General features: G+C 62.1%; 20 protein-coding genes and 1 riboswitch. Of the genes, 18 read left to right on the top strand and 2 right to left on the bottom strand.

Annotation, left to right across the window (positions count from 1 at the left end; translation table 11 throughout):
- Nucleotides 1-72: 72 nt before the first annotated feature.
- Together H147_RS0111165 and H147_RS20530 are read left to right on the top strand one after the other, a co-directional pair.
- Complete coding sequence (locus H147_RS0111165; protein ID WP_019955459.1) at nucleotides 73-1,134, top strand: IS630 family transposase; 1,062 nt, start codon at nucleotides 73-75, stop codon at nucleotides 1,132-1,134.
- 30 nt (nucleotides 1,135-1,164) lie between these two features.
- Nucleotides 1,165-1,707 carry an NgoMIV family type II restriction endonuclease gene (locus H147_RS20530; protein WP_081625849.1) on the top strand — a complete coding sequence of 181 codons (543 nt, stop codon included), beginning with the start codon at nucleotides 1,165-1,167 and terminating at the stop codon, nucleotides 1,705-1,707.
- Nucleotides 1,708-1,751: 44 nt separating this feature from the next.
- On the opposite strand, the gene fabA is transcribed toward H147_RS20530, so the two are convergent.
- On the bottom strand, nucleotides 1,752-2,261 hold the full coding sequence (fabA, locus tag H147_RS0111155) for a bifunctional 3-hydroxydecanoyl-ACP dehydratase/trans-2-decenoyl-ACP isomerase (protein WP_019955457.1): 510 nt from the start codon (nucleotides 2,259-2,261) through the stop codon (nucleotides 1,752-1,754).
- A 144-nt stretch (nucleotides 2,262-2,405) separates the two neighbouring features.
- Here fabA and irrA point away from each other — a divergent pair, with 144 nt between their 5' ends.
- Nucleotides 2,406-2,822 carry an iron response transcriptional regulator IrrA gene (gene irrA / locus H147_RS0111150; RefSeq protein ID WP_019955456.1) on the top strand — a complete coding sequence of 139 codons (417 nt, stop codon included), beginning with the start codon at nucleotides 2,406-2,408 and terminating at the stop codon, nucleotides 2,820-2,822.
- 57 nt (nucleotides 2,823-2,879) lie between these two features.
- A complete protein-coding gene (locus H147_RS0111145; protein WP_019955455.1) occupies nucleotides 2,880-3,395 on the top strand; it encodes an REP-associated tyrosine transposase in 516 nt (171 codons plus the stop codon).
- Here H147_RS0111145 and H147_RS0111140 read toward each other — a convergent pair.
- A complete protein-coding gene (locus H147_RS0111140; protein WP_026352440.1) occupies nucleotides 3,334-4,191 on the bottom strand; it encodes a glycosyltransferase family protein in 858 nt (285 codons plus the stop codon). The genes H147_RS0111145 and H147_RS0111140 overlap by 62 nt on opposite strands.
- A gap of 111 nt (nucleotides 4,192-4,302) precedes the next feature.
- Here H147_RS0111140 and miaB point away from each other — a divergent pair, with 111 nt between their 5' ends.
- The 14 genes from miaB (at nucleotide 4,303) to H147_RS0111070 (ending at nucleotide 17,832) form a co-directional block, all read left to right on the top strand.
- Nucleotides 4,303-5,613 (top strand): tRNA (N6-isopentenyl adenosine(37)-C2)-methylthiotransferase MiaB, encoded by a 1,311-nt coding sequence (gene miaB, locus H147_RS0111135; RefSeq protein WP_026352439.1) that lies wholly within the window; start codon nucleotides 4,303-4,305, stop codon nucleotides 5,611-5,613.
- Between the two features lie 134 nt (nucleotides 5,614-5,747).
- Nucleotides 5,748-6,752 carry a PhoH family protein gene (locus tag H147_RS0111130; protein WP_026352438.1) on the top strand — a complete coding sequence of 335 codons (1,005 nt, stop codon included), beginning with the start codon at nucleotides 5,748-5,750 and terminating at the stop codon, nucleotides 6,750-6,752.
- Complete coding sequence (gene ybeY / locus H147_RS0111125; RefSeq protein ID WP_019955451.1) at nucleotides 6,749-7,243, top strand: rRNA maturation RNase YbeY; 495 nt, start codon at nucleotides 6,749-6,751, stop codon at nucleotides 7,241-7,243. The genes H147_RS0111130 and ybeY overlap by 4 nt, the downstream gene beginning before the upstream one ends.
- A 32-nt stretch (nucleotides 7,244-7,275) precedes the next feature.
- On the top strand, nucleotides 7,276-8,163 hold the full coding sequence (locus H147_RS0111120) for a hemolysin family protein (protein WP_026352437.1): 888 nt from the start codon (nucleotides 7,276-7,278) through the stop codon (nucleotides 8,161-8,163).
- Nucleotides 8,156-9,637, top strand: coding sequence for an apolipoprotein N-acyltransferase (gene lnt, locus H147_RS0111115; protein ID WP_019955449.1), 1,482 nt, complete (start codon nucleotides 8,156-8,158; stop codon nucleotides 9,635-9,637). Before H147_RS0111120 ends, lnt begins: the two co-directional genes overlap by 8 nt.
- Before the next feature lie 33 nt (nucleotides 9,638-9,670).
- Nucleotides 9,671-9,718, top strand: a riboswitch (SAM-SAH riboswitch).
- A 7-nt stretch (nucleotides 9,719-9,725) separates the two neighbouring features.
- Complete coding sequence (gene metK / locus H147_RS0111110; RefSeq protein ID WP_019955448.1) at nucleotides 9,726-10,907, top strand: methionine adenosyltransferase; 1,182 nt, start codon at nucleotides 9,726-9,728, stop codon at nucleotides 10,905-10,907.
- 70 nt (nucleotides 10,908-10,977) lie between these two features.
- Nucleotides 10,978-11,691 (top strand): tRNA (guanine(46)-N(7))-methyltransferase TrmB, encoded by a 714-nt coding sequence (gene trmB, locus H147_RS0111105; RefSeq protein WP_019955447.1) that lies wholly within the window; start codon nucleotides 10,978-10,980, stop codon nucleotides 11,689-11,691.
- Nucleotides 11,692-11,800: 109 nt separating this feature from the next.
- Nucleotides 11,801-13,153 (top strand): 3-phosphoshikimate 1-carboxyvinyltransferase, encoded by a 1,353-nt coding sequence (aroA, locus tag H147_RS0111100; RefSeq protein WP_026352436.1) that lies wholly within the window; start codon nucleotides 11,801-11,803, stop codon nucleotides 13,151-13,153.
- Nucleotides 13,150-13,758 (top strand): (d)CMP kinase, encoded by a 609-nt coding sequence (locus H147_RS0111095; protein ID WP_019955445.1) that lies wholly within the window; start codon nucleotides 13,150-13,152, stop codon nucleotides 13,756-13,758. Before aroA ends, H147_RS0111095 begins: the two co-directional genes overlap by 4 nt.
- Nucleotides 13,758-14,384 (top strand): CatA-like O-acetyltransferase, encoded by a 627-nt coding sequence (locus H147_RS0111090; RefSeq protein ID WP_019955444.1) that lies wholly within the window; start codon nucleotides 13,758-13,760, stop codon nucleotides 14,382-14,384. The genes H147_RS0111095 and H147_RS0111090 overlap by 1 nt, the downstream gene beginning before the upstream one ends.
- 215 nt (nucleotides 14,385-14,599) lie before the next feature.
- Nucleotides 14,600-16,270 carry a 30S ribosomal protein S1 gene (rpsA, locus tag H147_RS0111085; RefSeq protein WP_281162193.1) on the top strand — a complete coding sequence of 557 codons (1,671 nt, stop codon included), beginning with the start codon at nucleotides 14,600-14,602 and terminating at the stop codon, nucleotides 16,268-16,270.
- A 273-nt stretch (nucleotides 16,271-16,543) separates the two neighbouring features.
- Nucleotides 16,544-16,825, top strand: coding sequence for an integration host factor subunit beta (gene ihfB, locus H147_RS0111080; protein ID WP_019955442.1), 282 nt, complete (start codon nucleotides 16,544-16,546; stop codon nucleotides 16,823-16,825).
- A 9-nt stretch (nucleotides 16,826-16,834) separates the two neighbouring features.
- Complete coding sequence (locus H147_RS0111075) at nucleotides 16,835-17,191, top strand: lipopolysaccharide assembly protein LapA domain-containing protein (RefSeq protein WP_019955441.1); 357 nt, start codon at nucleotides 16,835-16,837, stop codon at nucleotides 17,189-17,191.
- Nucleotides 17,191-17,832: a phosphoribosylanthranilate isomerase gene (locus H147_RS0111070; RefSeq protein WP_019955440.1), complete on the top strand. Its 642-nt coding sequence runs from the start codon at nucleotides 17,191-17,193 to the stop codon at nucleotides 17,830-17,832. The genes H147_RS0111075 and H147_RS0111070 overlap by 1 nt, the downstream gene beginning before the upstream one ends.
- The last annotated feature ends 5 nt before the right edge of the window (nucleotides 17,833-17,837 follow it).

The raw sequence follows: 17,837 nt of genomic DNA, 5'->3' as shown, positions 1-17,837 counted from the left end.
TTATACTCCGAGTCCTGCAGAAGCCGAATTTGACGTCTTGACGGCTGGGTTTGAAACGATTCAGCTATGCCTATGATCCGCCCCGGCTTTCTTTCCGCATCAGACCGTATCGAGCTTGAGGCGTGCGTGCGCCGTCAGCGCGAAGATCACGGTATTGCCCGTCGGGCAAATGCGATCCTGCTGCTCGACGACGGTAAATCCTGCCAGGAGATCTCGGATTTCCTGTATCTGGACGACGACACGATCCGGGGCTGGCATAAAACCTACCTGCAAGTTGGCTGGGATTCGCTTGCCCTCGACGGCTGGAAGGGCGGTCAGTCCCGTATGTCGCAGGCACAGGAGGCTGCGTTGTGCGCTTGGCTGGAAGACCGCTTCTGTCGCTCGACGGTCGAGATCCGAGCACATATCTGTGCTGAGTTTGGTCTGGACTACTCAAATTCTGGCTGCATCAAGCTCCTGGCCCGCCTGGGCTTTGAATACCGCAAGCCCCGGCCCCTGCCGCGCGTGGCGTCAGCGGAAAAACAGGCAACCTTTATCGCGCTATACGAACGCCTGATGCGCAAGTTGCCAGCAGATGAAGCCGTTTACTTCGCGGACGCTGTGCATCCGGAATACCAGACCAAGCCCGCATTTGGCTGGGTGAAGGTTGGATCAAATCCAGCGGTTCTCAGCACGGCGGGGCGTGGTCGCGTGAACATTCATGGGGCTGTGAACCTCGAAACCTTCGATGCACCTTTTGTCGAGCCCACAACCGTTGATGGGGTCAGTGCCGCGCAGCTTCTGACCAAGATCGAGGCCCGCAACCCCGACAAGCGCATCATTCATGTCATCTGGGACAACGCCGCCTACCACAAAGGGCCCGATGTCAGGGCTTTTCTTGCCAGGACGGCTTGCCGCATCCATCTGATCCAGCTGCCAACCTACTGCCCCCATCTCAATCCGATTGAGCGGCTTTGGGCCGTCTTGCATCAATACGTCACCCATAATCGATACTACCCAAGTCAGAAACAGTTTGCCGACGCCATTCTTGCATTCATGCGTGAAACCATCCCGCAGGAATGGAAAAACTTCCGCGACAAGGTGTCAGACAACTTCCGCGTCATAACCCACGAGAACTTTCGGGTTTTGGAGTAGAAGCTGTATACCAAAGGCGGTGGTATTGCGATGTTTGATCAATATGCACATCTCGACGAACTTGAGGCGATTGCTAGATCAAATCGCGAGATTGCGACCGCTATCGGTGCAGACTACCTTATCAAGCCAGATGTTGTTGTCACGCGATCACCTTTGCCTGACCACGCCATAAACGCACAGGGCGCATTGGTTGATACATCCACAGGACGGCTTTCAAGCCTGCGCGCTGTTAATCAGCCACTTGATATCCTGCACGCCTCTATCAGTTGCAAATGGACCTTGCGCAGCGATCGGGCGCAGAATGCCCGGTCAGAAGGGCTTAACTTAGTCAGAAACCGTAAAGGACGATTGCCACATATTGCCGTCATTACGGGCGAACCGACACCCGGGCGTGTGGCATCATTGGCTCTGGGAACTGGCGACATTGATTGCGTCTATCACTTCGCCCTGTACGAATTGCGCAACGCCTTGGTAGAACAACGGCGCGAAGAAACTCTTGAGCTTCTCGACACGATGATTCAAGGAAAACGCCTGAGAGACATTTCGGACTTGCCGCTAGACTTGGTTACATAACCGTCTCATTTTGTGCCTAGATGGTTGTCAGGCCCCCCCCCCCCTCAACTCTCGCTCAGCGCCACTTTCATATCCGTCACCTGATAGATCACCTCGCCGTCGGCCTCGACGATGCCGTTGGCCACGCCCATCGTCAGGCGGCGGGTTTGCAGGGCCTTGGTGAAATCGACCTTGTAGGTCAGCATCTTGCGGTCGGGGCGGACCATGCCGGTCAGCTTGACCTCGCCCACGCCCAAAGCATAGCCGCGCCCTTGCCAGCCGCGCCAGCCAAGGTTGAAGCCCGTCAGCTGCCACAGCCCGTCCAGCCCCAGACAGCCCGGCATGATCGGGTTGCCCGGAAAGTGGCAGTCAAAGAACCACAGGTCCGGCGTGATGTCGAATTCGGCCACCACATGGCCCTTGCCGTGCAGCCCGCCGTCGCCCGAAATGGCGGTGATGCGGTCCATCATCAGCATCGGCGGCGCGGGCAGTTGCGCGTTGCCGGGGCCGAACAGCTCGCCACGGGCGCATTTCAAAAGGGCTTCTTTGTCGAAACTGGTGGGGAAATCGGCCATTGTGCTGGTCTCGTTCTGTTCGCTGCGTTGCCCCGATGACTATCATTGCGCGTTCGCCAAGGGCAAGACCAAGGGCGCGCGTGTCTTTTCATTTGATTTTGACGGGTTTCTTCCCATATTAAGGCGAGACAAGGGACAGGCTCGATGAAAGACATGCAGAACCACCGCGGGACCGACTGGCTGGCCGGTGCAGGATTGCGTCCGACACGCCAACGGATGACGCTTGCGGAACTGCTGGTGGGCGATGGCCAGAACCGCCATGTCACCGCCGAAAGCCTGTTCGATGCCGCCAGTGCCGCTGGCGAAAAGGTGTCGCTGGCGACCGTCTACAACACGCTGCGCGCCTTTTGCGATGCGGGCCTGATGCGCGAGATCACGGTCGATGGCTCGAAAAGCTATTTCGATACCAATATGACCGACCATCCGCATTTCTATTGGGAAGACACGGCCAGCCTGACGGATGCACCCGCCGAGGAACTGGAAATCCGCCGCCTTCCCCATGCGCCTGCGGGGGCCGAGATTGCATCCGTCGATGTGGTGATCCGGCTGCGCCGTAAGTAAGGTGGCTTTCAGTGCGCGCTACATTCTAAATTAACTATTCTGCGCCAAGCTGACCGGATGACACATTATATCCGGCGCTACGTCCCCGGCGGGACCGCTTTCTTCACCGTCCGTTTGCACGATCAGACCTGCGACCTGCTGACCGCACGGATCGGTCTTTTGCGTGATGTGGTGCGGCTCTGCCAGAAACAGGCGCCGTTCCGGATCGACGCCGCCGTGATCCTATCGGCTGAGATGCACATGATCTGGACCCTGCCTGCGGGTGACGCGGATTTTCCGGGGCGGTGGCGGATGATCAAATCCACCTTTGCGCGGCACGTGCCGGTGCCGGGCGATATGACCACCGGCACAGGCATCTGGGCGCGCGGGTGCAAACATCATCCGATCCGTGCCGAGGCTGATTTCGCCCTGCATATGCACCTGATCGCCACGGCCCCCGTCCGCGCGGGCCTCGTGCGGCGCGCGACCGACTGGCCTTATGCATCATGGCATCACCGGAGGGGCACAACCCTCAGAACCATTGCCCCGGTTCCATCATCCCCAGATCCAGCAATTGCTGCGCCTGCCATGTGAACCGCACCGATTTCGGCCAGTGAAACCCCGCGATCGCGTCACGGCTGCCGGGGTTGCGCCGCAAAGCCTTGGCCGCGCGGAACGAACAGATTGCGGCGGTGACGCTGTGGTGCCACGGGCAGGCATAGGTGTTGTATTCGGGGTCGCTGAACCGGCGGTCCGGCCCCATGACCACGCCCTTGGCCGCACGGAAAAACCCAACACGGTCCAGCCTGCGACGGGCGGGTGGGACATGGTCCTCGAACCGCCAGCGCAGCCCGCCGAAGACCTCGACCTGCCGGTCAAGCGGTTCGCCCACCGGATCAAGCCGCGGGGTCGCGAAATAGCCCGCGCCATCGAACCACGCGTCATCAAGATCGACCGCATCGGGATGGGCGGTCAGGTCACGGGCGTAAAGGTCGATCACATGGGTCATCACGCTGTCGCGCCGTTCCTCGGTCACGAAGGTCAGCATCTCGCGCACGCTGCGGTCCTCGCCGAAGGGAAAGAACAGGAATTCGGCGTTGTAGCAGGTGAATATCCATGCCCCGCGCGCCGCTGCACTGACGGTGTTGACGATCTCTTGCAAGGCCTCGGGGCGGGTCACGTCATGATCCACGCGGTGCAGCGGCACATCGTCGAGCAAGGCGATGGCCGGATCGCAGAACGCGATCACGCAGCCAAATCCAAGGGCCGCATGATGCCGGATCGTCTGGTCGACCGCGACCGCATCCTCGATCAGGATCAGGCAGACCGGCCCACTGGACAAGGCGCGCGCGGCATCGGCGGTCAGGGCGGCAAGGCTGGGGTAATGCATGGGCGGCTGGCATCCGTGAAAGGCCCGCGCAAATTGTGCCAGATCGCGCCGCATTGCAAGCAAAGCCCCAAGCCGCTAGAAGACGCCCGACCCAAGACCGGATAGAACCCCATGACTGCGCCCAAAAAGCTCTTTATCAAGACCTATGGCTGCCAGATGAATGTCTATGACAGCGAACGCATGGCCGAGGCGCTGGGCGGGCAGGGCTATGTGCAGACCGACCGTGCCGATGACGCGGATATGATCCTGCTCAACACCTGCCACATCCGCGAAAAGGCCGCCGAAAAGGTCTATTCCGAACTGGGCCGGATGAAGGTGTTGAAAGACGCGAAACCTGATCTGAAAATCGGGGTGGCGGGCTGCGTGGCACAGGCCGAAGGGCAGGAGATCATGCGCCGCCAGCCGCTTGTCGATCTGGTCGTCGGCCCGCAAAGCTATCACCGCCTGCCCGCGATGGATGCGGCGGTGCAGGGGGGCGCCAAGGCGCTCGACACCGATTTCCCCGATGATGACAAGTTCGAGACGCTCAAATCACGCTCCAAGGCCAAACGCGGCCCGACCGCGTTTCTGACTGTGCAGGAAGGCTGCGACAAATTCTGCGCTTTCTGCGTCGTGCCCTATACCCGCGGGGCCGAGGTGTCGCGCCCCGCCGACCGTATCCTGCGCGAGGCGCGCGAACTGGTCGATGCGGGCGTGCGCGAACTGACGCTGCTGGGCCAGAACGTGAACGCCTATCACGGGCATGAAGGGGGCCTCGCGGGACTGATCTGGGCCTTGGCCGAGATTGACGGGCTGAAGCGCATCCGCTTTACCACCAGCCACCCCAACGACATGGATCAGGCGCTGATCGACGCGCACGGGACCTGCGACAAGCTGATGCCCTATCTGCATCTGCCGGTGCAGTCGGGGTCGGACCGTATCCTCAAAGCGATGAACCGCAAGCATACGGCGGCGGAGTACCTGCGCCTGATCGACCGTATCCGTGCCGCCCGCCCCGACATTCTGCTGTCGGGCGATTTCATCGTGGGTTTCCCCGGCGAGACGGATCAGGATTTCGAAGATACGCTGCAACTGGTGCGCGATGTGCATTACGGGCAGGCCTATTCGTTCAAATATTCGACCCGCCCCGGCACCCCCGCAGCCGAGAAACCACAACTGCCCGATGATGTGATGGACGAACGGCTGCAACGCCTGCAGGCCCTGCTGCGCGACCAGCAACAACAGACGCAGGCCAGCATGATCGGCCGCGAGGTCAAGGTCCTGTTCGAAAAGGCGGGCCGCGAGGCGGGCCAGATGATCGGCAAATCGGATTACCTGCACGCCGTCTATGCCGATGCGCCCGCCGATGTGCTGGGGCAGGTGCGCCGGGTGCGGATCGTGCAGGACAGCCCCAATTCGCTGAAGGGTGAATTGATCGGCTAGGGTGGATCAAAACCCACCTGACGCGCGGTCTGCGCAACTTTGTGACCGCATTTGCGTTACAAAGCGATCTGGCGGCTTGCGCCTTGCGGTGTGACGCGCCACGATAGCTATATATAGACTCAAAGGAGAGCTGTTTGGCCACTGGTGCATTGACCCCGCCCGCCGACGACGTCACAGAATCCGTTCTGGAATTCCCCGACAACTTCCTGTTGATCGACCTTTGCGGCGAATATGACCGCAACCTGACCACCATCGAGGACAAGCTCAGCGTGCAGATCCTGCGCCGTGGCAATCTGCTCGCCGTGATCGGGGAACAGGGGCCGCGTCAGGACGCGCTCGAAGTGCTCAAATCGCTTTATCAGCGGCTGGAACAGGGTCGGTCGCTGGATGCGGGCGATATCGACCGCGAATTGCGCATGGGTCTTGCCAGCACGCCGGGGCCTGCCGACCAGATCGAATTGTTCAAGGGCGAAATCGCGCGGGTCGAGGTCAAGACCCGCAAGAAACTGGTCGAACCGCGCACCGACGCGCAAAAAGCCTATGTGAAGGCGCTGTTCGACCACGAAATGGCCTTTGGCATCGGGCCTGCGGGCACGGGCAAGACCTATCTGGCGGTGGCTGTCGGCGTGAACATGCTGATCAACGGCCATGTCGACAAGATCATCCTCTCGCGTCCCGCGGTCGAGGCGGGCGAGAAACTGGGCTATCTGCCCGGCGACATGAAGGACAAGGTCGATCCTTACATGCAGCCCTTGTACGACGCGCTGAACGACTTTCTGCCGGGCAAGCAAGCGGCCAAGATGATGGAGGAAAAGGTGATCGAGATCGCGCCTCTGGCCTTCATGCGCGGGCGTACGCTGTCGAATGCCTTTGTCGTGCTGGACGAGGCGCAGAACGCGACCACGATGCAGATGAAGATGTTCCTGACCCGTCTGGGTCAAGGTTCTCGGATGGTGATCACGGGCGACCGTACGCAGATCGATTTGCCGCGCGGGGTGAATTCGGGGCTGTGGGATGCCGAACGCCTGCTGAAACATATCCCCAAGATCAGCTTCAACTATTTCACCTCGAAAGATGTGGTGCGCCACCCACTGGTTGCTGCGATCATCGAAGCCTACGAGGCGGATGATCCCAAGTGACCGTCGATGTCGTGGTGGAAGACGCGCGCTGGGCGGCGATTGATATCGACGTGCTGGCGCAGCGCGCAAGTGATGCTGTGCTGGACAGGCTGGGGCTGGAACCATCGGTCTTTGAAATCGCGGTCCTGGCTTGTGATGACACCCGGATCGCAGCGCTGAATGCGGATTTTCGCGGCAAGCCTGCGCCGACGAACGTGCTTAGCTGGCCATCCGACGAACGCGCGGCCAGCGTGGCGGGCGAAATTCCGCTGGCCCCCGATCCTGTGACGGATGCCGAGCTGGGCGATATCGCCATCGCCTACGACACCTGCGCGCGCGAAGCGGCGGTTGCCGGCAAACCTTTTGTTGATCATTGTCTGCATTTGCTGGTGCATGGCACATTGCATCTGTTGGGCTTCGATCACGAGCGTGACCTTGATGCCACCCTCATGGAAGGTTTAGAGGCGGAGATACTTGGCAAAATGGGTCTTGATAACCCATATAGAGAGTGACCGGGGCAGACCGCCCCACGGATAAGGACAAGATGGGCGATAACGGCGACGGTTCTTCTAGCGCAGCGCAAAGCGCGCAGCAGGACCAGACAGCAGAGCGACCGGGCCTTTTGGCCCGCCTGGGACTGGGTTTCAGGCCCAAGACCTTGAAAGACGACAATAGCGAAACAGCGCATAGCATTTCGGCACCTGCACCGACCGTGCTGGGGATGTTGAACCTGCGCCGGATGCGGGTCGAGGATGTGGCCGTCCCCAAGACAGACATCGTCGCGGTGCCGCTGACCATCACCAAGGACGAACTGGTCAAGTCGTTCCGCGACAGCGGCATGACCCGGCTGCCCGTCTACGATACCACGCTGGACACGCCGGTCGGCATTGCGAACCTCAAGGATTTCGCGCTGCGCTACGGGTTCAACGGCGGCAGCGCGGAACTTGACCTGCGCGACATGCTGCGCCCTTTGCTGTTCGTGCCGCCGTCGATGCCGCTGGGGGTGCTGTTGCAAAAGATGCAGGCCGAACGCATCCACATGGCGTTGGTGATCGACGAATATGGCGGCACCGACGGTCTTTTGACGATCGAGGACCTGATCGAACAGGTCGTGGGCGAGATCGAGGATGAACATGATATCGCCGAGGCGAAAACCTGGATCATGGAAAAACCTGGCGTCTATCTGGCGCAGGCGCGCACCGACCTTGAGGATTTCGAGGCCGAGATCGGCATGAACCTGACCGACCACGACGACATCGACGAGGAAGAGATCGACACTTTGGGCGGTCTGGTCACGATGCTGTCCGGGCATCTGCCCGCGCGCGGCGAAGTGATCCAGCACCCTGATGGCCCGGAATTCGAGGTTGTCGATGCCGATCCGCGCCGGATCAAGCGGCTGCGCGTGCGCCTGAACACCACCCGTGATGCTTGACAGGTTGCCGCGCTGGGCGCGCTTTGGCGTGCTTTTTGCGCTGGGCGTGATCGCGGCGCTGGGGCAGGCCCCCCTCGACCTTTGGCCCGCCACGATTGCCGCGCTGGCCGTGCTGCTGGTCCTGCACCGTGACGTCGCCCGCGCGCGTGTCGCAGCATGGCGGGTCTGGTTTTTCGGCCTTGGCTATTTCGCCTTTGCGCTGCGTTGGATCGTGGAGCCGTTTCTTGTCGACGCCCCGCGCCACGGCTGGATGGCACCGTTCGCGATTGTGCTGATGGCGGTTGGCGCGGCTTTGTTCTGGGCTGTCGCAGGCTGGATTGCCGCCCGGATCGCGCCGCGCAGTCAGCTGATGCTGGCCTTGTTGCTGGTCGCCGTCGAAATGACCCGGTCCCTGATCCTGACCGGATTTCCATGGGCGCTGCTGGGTCATATCTGGGTGCCGACCTGGATGGCGCAGGCCAGCGGCATCGGCGGGCCGCATTTGTTGACGGGCATCACCCTGCTTGCGGCGCTGGGCGTGGCACGGATCGCACGGCGGGCATGGTGGTCGGGCGGTGCGGCTCTGGTTGCGCTGCTACTGGTCGCTGTTCTTTTGCGGCCCGGCCCTGCGCCGCAGATTGCGGATGACGCGCCTGTCGTGCGGCTGGTGCAGCCCAATGCGCCGCAGCATCTCAAATGGGACCCCGTCTATCGCGAGCAATTCGTCAACCGGCTGGTGGAACTGTCAGGGCAGGGCGACCGGCCCGACCTGATCGTCTGGCCGGAAACGGCCGTGCCGTATCTTTTGAACTTCATCATCGACGATCTGAGCCTGCTCGACGGCGCGGCCCGTGGTGCGCCGCTGGTCTTTGGCGTGCAAAGGCGCGACGATCTGGGGCGGTTTTTCAACTCGCTCGTGGTGATGGAACAGGGCGGCAGGGTTACCGCGACCTATGACAAGCAGCATCTGGTGCCGTTCGGTGAATACATCCCCTTTGGCGACACTTTGGGGCGCTTCGGCATTCGCGGGCTGGCCACGACCGATGGTGGCGGATTTGCCGCAGGCGCGACACCGGGGCCTGTGGCGATCCCCGGAATCGGGCTGGCTGTGCCCTTGATCTGCTATGAAGGCATCTTTGCCGAAGAAATCGTGACCGGCCCTGACCGCCCGCGCCTGCTGCTTCTGATCACCAACGATGGCTGGTTCGGAGAGGCGGCAGGCCCGCATCAGCATCTCGCGCAAGCACGGTTGCGCGCCATCGAACAAGGGCTGCCGATGGTGCGCGTCGCCAATACCGGCATTTCCGCGATGATCGACGCGCAGGGCCGGATCACCGCGTCTTTGGCGTTGGGCGTGGACGGGGCGCTGGATACGGCTTTGCCCGCTGTCCGCGCAGCCCCGCCCTATACGGCTGTGGGTGACTGGCCGGTCGGCCTGTTGCTGCTGCTCGGCATTGCGATCTGTGTCGTTAACCGCAAGCGCAATAGCGATTGACGCCACTGCGGCCAAGCCATAGACGGATGGCTGGTTCTGTCACAACGGCTTCCTGGCGTGACGGTAAATTTTATTGGAGCACGTCCCCATGGCAAGACAAGACTATATTTTCACTTCGGAATCCGTTTCCGAGGGCCACCCGGACAAGGTCTGCGACCGCATTTCCGACGCGGTGCTGGATGCCTTTCTGGCCGAAGAGCCGCAAGCGCGGGTCGCCTGCGAAACCTTCGCCACCACCAACCGCGTTGTGATCGGGGGCGAGGTCGGTCTGTCGGACAAATCCAGACTTGCCGATTTCATGGGCCGGATCGACGGGATCGCGCGCGCTGCGATCAAGGATATCGGCTATGAGCAGGACGAATTCCATCACGCCACCTGCGAGATCACGAACCTGCTGCACGGCCAGTCCGCCCATATCGCCCAAGGCGTGAACGAGGCCGAAGGCAAGCCCGAAGGGGCCGGCGATCAGGGCATCATGTTCGGCTATGCCACGACCGAAACCGACGCCCTGATGCCCGCGCCGATCCAATATGCGCATGCGATCCTGCGCCGTTTGGCCGAGGTGCGCAAATCGGGCGAAGAACCGACGCTGCGCCCCGATGCAAAAAGCCAGGTCTCGGTCCGTTACGAAGGCGGCAAGCCGGTCGAGGTGACATCCATCGTGCTGTCCACCCAGCACCAGTTCGAAAGCCAGACCAGCGCCGACATCCGCGCCATCGTGGAACCTTACATCCGCGAAGTCCTGCCCGCAGGGTTCATCACCGAAGCCACGAAATGGTGGGTCAACCCCACGGGGACTTTCGTCATCGGCGGTCCTGACGGCGATGCCGGTCTGACCGGACGCAAGATCATCGTCGACACCTATGGCGGGGCGGCCCCGCATGGTGGCGGCGCGTTTTCCGGCAAAGACCCGACCAAGGTGGACCGGTCTGCCGCCTATGCCGCGCGCTATCTGGCGAAAAACGTCGTCGCCGCCGGCATGGCCGAACGCTGCACGATCCAGCTCAGCTATGCGATCGGCGTGGCGCAACCTTTGTCGATCTATGCCGACACCCATGGCACGGGCGAGGTTGATCCCGCCGCCATCGAACGGGCTGTCGCACAGGTCATGGACCTGACCCCGCGCGGCATCCGCGAACATCTCCAATTGAACCGCCCGATCTATGCGCGCACCTCGGCCTATGGCCATTTCGGCCGCGCGCCCGAGGCCGATGGCGGGTTCAGCTGGGAAAAGACCGATCTGGTCGAGGCGCTCAAGCGCGCTGTCTGACACGTCAGGTGGGTCATGACCCACCTTACCGAGATTGCCATGCGGCGGCGGGATTGCTACACGCCGCCGCATGACCAAGACACATCACCCATCCGGCGCACCATGGCGCAATTTCTACGGCCGCTTTCGTGGCAAGACGATCCGTGCAAGCCAGCACGATTACCTTGAAAACGACCTCGACCCGCTGTCGCCCGGCCCTGTCAGCTGGGAGGCGAACCCCGACCGCACCCCCCTTGATCTGGGCGCGCTGTTTCCGGGCAAGGATGTCTGGCTCGAGATCGGCTTTGGTGGGGGCGAGCATCTGGTGCATATGGCGCAGAGCTATCCCGAGATCGGGATCATCGGGGCGGAGCCTTTCATCAACGGTGTGGCGATGCTTTTGGGCAAGATTCGCAAGGCGGAGGTCGACAACCTCGCCGTGCATCCCGGCGATGTGCGCGATCTGTTCGATGTGCTGCCCGCGCAGTCGATTGCGCGGGCCTTCCTGAACTATCCTGATCCCTGGCCCAAGAAACGCCACCATCGCCGCCGGTTCGTCACACCCGAACATCTGGCGCCCCTGCACCGCGTGATGAAACCGGGCGCAATCTTGCGTGTGGCGACCGATATCCCTGATTACGTCCGCCAGACGCTGGAAGAAGTGCCGCGCCAAGGCTTTGACTGGCTGGCTGAAACCCCTGCCGATTGGCGCAAGCCGTGGGCTGACTGGATTTCGACGCGCTATGAACAAAAGGCGCTGCGCGAGGGGCGGGTGCCGCATTACCTGACCTTCGTCAGGGTTTAAGAACTTATCTGCCTCCGGCGGGGATATTTATGCTCGGAAGATGGGGGGCCGTGATGGACCCCTTGCGCGCACTGCGGTATCAGAGGGCGCACACACCAAGGAAGTTTTCATGTCATCCCACGCGACCCCCATTCCGATGATGTCCAGCGCCTGCGGCCCCCTGCAGGGTGAGGCGCATGTGCCGGGCGACAAGTCGATCTCGCACCGGTCCTTGATCCTTGGCGCGATGTGTATCGGCGAGACGCGGATCACCGGCCTGCTCGAGGGCGATGATGTGCTGGATACCGCCAAGGCGATGCGTGCCTTTGGTGCGGAAGTGACCGATCATGGCGGCGGCGAATGGTCGCTGCGCGGGGTCGGCGTGGGCGGTTTTGCGGAACCTGACCAAGTGATCGACTGCGGTAATTCCGGCACTGGCGTGCGCCTGATCATGGGGGCCATGGCCACGACGCCGATCACGGTGACCTTCACCGGCGATGCGTCCTTGAATGGCCGTCCCATGGGCCGTGTGACCGATCCTTTGGCGCTGTTCGGCACGCGCTCGGTAGGTCGGGCAGGGGGGCGTTTGCCGATGACGCTGGTCGGGGCTGCGGGTCCTGTGCCTGTCCGCTACGTCGTACCGGTGCCGTCGGCGCAGGTGAAATCGGCCGTTTTGCTGGCAGGATTGAACGCCCCCGGCCAGACCGTCGTGATCGAGAAAGAGGCGACGCGCGACCATACCGAGCGGATGTTGCAGGGGTTCGGCGCGACCCTGACCGTCGAAGACACCGAGGAAGGCCGTGTCATCACCCTGACCGGGCAGCCCGAATTGCAGCCGCAGGATATTGTGGTGCCACGCGATCCGTCTTCGGCCGCGTTCCCTGTCTGTGCGGCGCTGATCGTGCCGGGGTCGGATGTGCTGGTCCCCAATATCGGGCTGAACCCGACGCGCGCGGGCCTGTTTACCACGTTGCAGGACATGGGTGCCGATCTGACGTTCGAAAACCTGCGCAGCGAAGGCGGCGAGCCTGTGGCCGATCTGCGCGCGCGGTATTCGCCCGATCTGCGCGGGATCACTGTGCCGGCAGCGCGTGCGGCCAGCATGATCGACGAATATCCGGTGCTGTCTGTCGTTGCGGCCTTTGCCGAAGGCGTGACCGATATGCCCGGCGTCCAGGAATTACGTGTCAAGGAAAGCGACCGGATCGACGCCATGGCGCAGGGGCTGCGGGCTGCGGGTGTCACCGTGGACGAAGGCCCTGATTGGTGGCGCGTCACGGGTCTGGGCCACGGCAATGTGCCGGGCGGTGTGACGGTGCAAAGCCGCCTCGACCACCGGATCGCGATGGCGTTTCTGGTCATGGGGATGGCCGCGCAAAAGCCTGTCACCGTGGATGATGCCGCACCGATCACCACGTCTTTCCCGATTTTCGAGCCGCTGATGAACGATCTGGGTGCCGCCATCGCGCGGATCAGCGCATGAGCTTTACCGTCGCCATCGACGGGCCTGCCGCGGCGGGCAAAGGCACGATTTCGCGCGCGGTGGCGGCGCATTTCGGCTTTGCGCATCTGGATACGGGGCTGCTTTACCGTGCTGTGGGCGCGCGCGTGCTGGCGGGGGATGATCCGGTGGCGGCGGCGCGTGCGCTTGATCCGCGCGATCTGGACAGCGACGCCTTGCGCGGGCCGGATGTGGCGCAGGCGGCCAGCCGTGTGGCCACCGACCCTGCCGTGCGCGATGCGCTGACGGCCTTCCAGCGCGGGTTCGCCGCGCGTCCCGAAGGGGCGGTGCTGGATGGCCGCGACATCGGCACGGTGATCTGTCCGGGCGCGCAGGTGAAGCTGTTTGTCACCGCCTCGGCCCAGTGCCGCGCCGAACGCCGGTTCAAGGAGTTGCGCGACAAGGGCGTGGACACCACGCTGGATTTCGTGCTCGCGGATGTGCAGGCGCGCGATGCGCGCGACGCGGGCCGCGCGACGGCACCCCTGGCTGCGGCGGCGGATGCGGTGCTGATCGACACCTCGGACATGAATGTCGATCAGGCCGTGGCAGAGGCGATCGCGGTTGTCTCCGCAGCGCGCGCCTGATGGCTACCCATCCGGTCGATCTGGCGACATGGCCGCGGGCGGCGCAATTCCGGTTCTTTCGGACCTATGAGCGTCCGCATTATGCGGTCACGTCCCGTCTGGATGTAACCGCGGTCATGGCGCGCAAGGCCGCTGGCCTGTCGCCCTATCGCGCCTGCCTGCATGCGATCGGGGCAGGCATCCATGCGGTGCCCGAGCTTTGCATGCGGTTTCGCGGTAATCAGGTGGTGCGTCACGACATGATCACCCTGTCGATGACGGTGCCGACGCAGGCGGGGTCATTCGGCTATGCCTATGTGCCGTTTGTTGCGGATTTCGACAGCTTCGACCGACAGGCCAAGGCGCTGATCGACCAGACCGCCGCGGGGGCGGATCTGGCACCCAACGATGGGGAACGCGACGACCTGGCCTATCTGTCCTGCATGCCCTGGCTCGATTACACCAGCATCAACAATGCCCTGCCGGGGCCGCAGGATTGCATCCCGCGTGTGACATGGGGCCGGATCGTCGATCATGGAGGGCACAGCGACATGGCCATGACGCTCGAGGTGCATCACGCGCTGGTCGATGGGGCGCAGATCGGTGCCTATTTCGCGGCGGTGCAGGGCGCGTTGGCAGCGGTTTGAGCCGCAAAACCACTTGCTTCATGGGTCATTCCCCCCTATACGCCGCCCTGTCGAAGTGCCGATGACAGGCGCGGACGTGAGACTTGCACGGGGTCGGTCTGTACCGGCCCTGTTGTTTTACATTCGCATCAGCGCGCGACCAAATCGAAACCCAAAGACCGGCGGAGACAACCGCTCGGCCCGTATAAAACCAAACGTTAGGAAAACGACGCCACATGGCAAATACAATGGACGAGTTTGAAGCACTCTTGAACGAAAGCTTCGAAATGGACACACCCGCAGAAGGGTCTGTCGTCAAGGGCAAGGTGATCGCGATCGAAGCGGGCCAGGCCATCATCGATGTCGGCTACAAGATGGAAGGCCGTATCGATCTGAAAGAATTCGCAAATCCCGGCGAAGCCCCTGATATCAAAGTCGGCGACACTGTCGAAGTGTTCCTGCGTCAGGTCGAAAACGCCCGTGGCGAAGCCGTCATTTCCCGCGAAATGGCCCGCCGCGAAGAAGCCTGGGATCGTCTGGAAAAAGCCTATGCCGACGAAGAACGCGTTGATGGCGCGATCTTTGGCCGCGTCAAAGGCGGCTTCACCGTGGACCTTGGCGGCGCTGTCGCGTTCCTGCCGGGCTCTCAGGTCGATGTGCGCCCCGTGCGCGATGCCGGCCCGCTCATGAACATGAAGCAGCCGTTCCAGATCCTGAAAATGGACCGTCGCCGTGGCAACATCGTTGTGTCGCGCCGCGCGATCCTCGAAGAATCGCGTGCCGAACAGCGCGCCGAAGTCATCGGCAACCTGACCGAAGGTCAGGAAGTTGACGGCGTGGTCAAGAACATCACCGAATACGGTGCTTTCGTTGATCTGGGCGGCGTCGACGGCTTGCTGCACGTCACCGACATGGCGTGGCGCCGTGTGAACCACCCGTCCGAGATCCTTGCCATTGGCGAGACGATCAAGGTGCAGGTCATTAAGATCAACAAGGAAACGCACCGCATTTCCTTGGGCATGAAGCAGCTGCAGGACGATCCATGGGATGCCGTCGAAGCCAAGTTCGGCCTCGGCTCGGTCCATCAGGGCCGCGTGACCAACATCACCGACTACGGCGCATTCGTCGAGTTGGAAGCCGGTGTCGAAGGTCTGGTCCACGTGTCCGAGATGTCCTGGACAAAGAAAAACGTCCATCCCGGCAAGATCGTATCGACCTCTCAGGAAGTCGAAGTCATGGTGCTGGAAATCGACAGCGCCAAGCGTCGCGTGTCGCTTGGTCTCAAGCAGACACAGCGTAACCCATGGGAAGTGTTCGCAGAAACCCATCCCGAGGGCACCGAGGTCGAAGGCGAAGTCAAGAACATTACCGAATTCGGTCTGTTCATCGGCCTGCCCGGCGACATCGACGGCATGGTCCACCTGTCCGACCTGACATGGGAAGGCCGTGGCGAAGACGTGATCGGCGATTTCCGCAAGGGTGACGTGGTCAAGGCCAAGGTCGCCGAAGTCGACGTGGAAAAAGAACGCATCAGCCTGTCGATCAAGGCGCTGGACGGTGATCCTTTTGCGGATGCCATCGGCGGCGTGAAGCGCGGCTCGATCATCACCGTCGAAGTCACCAAGATCGAAGACGGCGGCATCGAGGTCGAATACGAAGGCATGAAATCGTTCATCCGTCGGTCCGACCTGTCGCGCGACCGTGCCGAACAGCGCCCCGAGCGTTTCGGCGTGGGTGACAAGGTCGACGTGCGCGTGACCAACATCGACAGCAAGACCCGCAAGCTGGGTCTGTCGATCAAGGCACGCGAGATCGCGGAAGAAAAAGAAGCCGTCGAACAGTTCGGCTCCTCGGATTCCGGTGCGTCCTTGGGCGATATTCTGGGTGCCGCGCTCAAGCGCGACTGATACCATCCCAGATTGCAAATTCAGCCCCGCCGCACGCGATTGCGGCGGGGCTTTTGTTTGGGCGTGGGGCGAATCGGGGCGCTGTGCTGCGCTGCGGCACCGCCTATGCCGCAACGCTCTGGCGGAAAAGTGCCAAACTTCCCTGTAAATTCAGTCGCTTTGCAGCAAAAAACTTCAAAAGCAGCGAAAGCCGTGCTTTCCGTATCCGGTCTTTGTTTCTATAGTTTGGGGCATCGCGTCTGTCTGCGTACTGCCAAACCAAAGGATGCTGCCATGATCCGCTCGGAACTGATCCAGAAAATTGCCGATGAAAATCCGCACCTTTATCAGCGTGACGTCGAAAAGATCGTCAACACCATCTTTGAGCGGATCACCGATGCGATGGCGCAGGGCAACCGTGTCGAATTGCGCGGCTTCGGCGCCTTTTCCGTGAAAAAGCGCGACCCGCGGTTGGGCCGCAACCCCCGCACCGGCGAGGCGGTCGAAGTCGATGAAAAACATGTGCCGTTCTTCAAGACGGGCAAATTGCTGCGTGACCGGCTAAACGGTCAGTAAGAGGGTCCGATGAAGACTATCCGCTATGCCTTTTGGGCCATCGTTGCGCTTTGCCTGATTCTGATCGGGCTGGCCAACCGCGACCCTGTGACTGTCCGCGCCATGCCTGTCTGGCTTAGTGATCTGCTGGGGCTTTCGCCCGATGTGACGCTGCCCTTGTTCGTCGTGATCTTCATCGGCGTGGGGGCCGGTCTTGCCATCGGGTTCCTGTGGGAATGGGTGCGCGAATACCGCATCCGCGCCGATGCCCGCGCGAAATCGCGCGAGGTCGAGGCGCTGCGCAGCGAATTGCAACAGATGCGCACGGCCTCGGTCGGGGCGAAGTCAGAGGATGACGTGCTGGTGCTGCTGGAAAACACGCGCTGATGCCATTGCAAACACGGGTCAAGATCTGCGGGCTGCGCGATGCGGCCATGCTGGATGCTGCCGTGCAGGCGGGGGCGACCTATGTCGGGCTGGTATTCTTTGAAAAATCCCCCCGCAATGTGACTTTGGCGCAGGCCGCCGCCCTGGCCGCTGCCGTGCCTGCGGGTGTGGCAAAGGTCGCGCTGGTGGTGAACGCCGATAACGCCCAGCTTGATGCGCTGCTGGCGCAGGTGCCCGTCGATATCCTGCAATTGCACGGCGCAGAGACGCCTGCCCGCGTGACCGAGGTCAAGGCGCGCTATGGCCTGCCCATGATGAAGGCCGTGGGTGTGGCGGGGCCGGATGATCTGGCAGCGCTCGAGACTTATGCGCAGGTGGCGGACCAGTTGCTGGTCGATGCCAAACCGCCTGTGGATGCCGATCTGCCCGGTGGCAATGGTCTGGCCTTTGACTGGCGGCTGATCGCGGGGCGGCGCTGGCCGGTGCCGTGGATGTTGGCGGGTGGGCTGACGCCTGCCAATGTGGCTGAAGCTGTGACGCTGACAGGGGCGCGGCAGGTCGATGTGTCGTCTGGCGTCGAATCCGCCCCCGGCGTCAAGGATGCGGCGTTGATTGCGGCGTTTTGCGCGGCCTTGCGTTAGGCGTT

This window comes from Yoonia vestfoldensis DSM 16212, assembly GCF_000382265.1.
Taxonomy (GTDB): domain Bacteria; phylum Pseudomonadota; class Alphaproteobacteria; order Rhodobacterales; family Rhodobacteraceae; genus Yoonia; species Yoonia vestfoldensis.
This window is presented reverse-complemented; position numbering and strand designations above follow the sequence as displayed.